Source organism: Bartonella sp. AA74HLJMH (genome assembly GCF_042197045.1).
GTDB lineage: Bacteria > Pseudomonadota > Alphaproteobacteria > Rhizobiales > Rhizobiaceae > Bartonella.
The window spans coordinates 1-810 of the sequence record NZ_JBHIRJ010000122.1; the positions used below are offsets into that span (position 1 = coordinate 1).

The 810-nt window shown below is 41.7% G+C and carries 1 protein-coding gene and 1 pseudogene; both read right to left on the minus strand.

Features of this window, described 5'->3' with window-relative positions; genetic code table 11:
* Positions 1-219, minus strand: a pseudogene (locus ACFINH_RS10105) (YadA-like family protein); the annotation flags it as partial.
* Between the two features lie 327 nt (positions 220-546).
* Positions 547-810, minus strand: a 264-nt coding sequence (locus ACFINH_RS10110; protein WP_375612610.1) for a YadA-like family protein, incomplete at its 5' end; no start/stop codon positions are given.

The window sequence follows — 810 nt, forward strand, 5'->3', positions numbered from 1 at the left end:
AGAGAGATTAGAGCGGATTTTTCCGTTTTCAGATGTATAACCAGCACCAAGAGCAAATGCGGATTGTCCACGCCATGCGCCGCTACCAAATGAGACACTCAAAGATCCCGGCTCGTCAAAGTAACGTAGATTGGATACTGCTAGACCAACGGCGGCGGCTTGCCTTGCCTCTTTGCGTACGCTCTTAATGTCATAACTAAACGTTTCAAATTTTATATCGATTTAGGATTTCGACTCGTTAACACCATTACTCATCGCATTATCCTTGGATTCAGAAAAATATTTATCTACATATTTTTTCGCATCATCAAAAACTGTCTTAATCTGCTGCTCACTGTCATCTAACAACCACCAACCAGCCCCCCTCCACGACTTCTGTCAAATTTGCGTAAAATACACCACTCTTCACACCTTTTCTCTTTCTTTATTTTCAACATTAATGCTGGCACTGTTATTTGTGGGAGTCGTTCTTTTAATCGTGTAACTCTTTTCGCCCCTGTCTTGTATAGACAGGAGCGTTTTTGAAAATAATCGTAGTAAATTTTATTAATTTAGAGTTAAGCTTAATCCTACACCTACACCCCAGCGCCCTCCGGCACTTGTCACAGATAGACTAGAGCGAATATTTCCATCTTCAGATGTATAACCAGCACCAAGAGCAAATGCGGACTGATTGAGCCATATACCACTACCAAGTGCAACACTTAACTTTCCTGGTGCATCATTGTAACGCAAGTTGGACACCGCTAGACCAATAGCAGCAGCTTGTCTTGCTTCTTTCCGAACATCCTGAATAGCATAATTCAATGT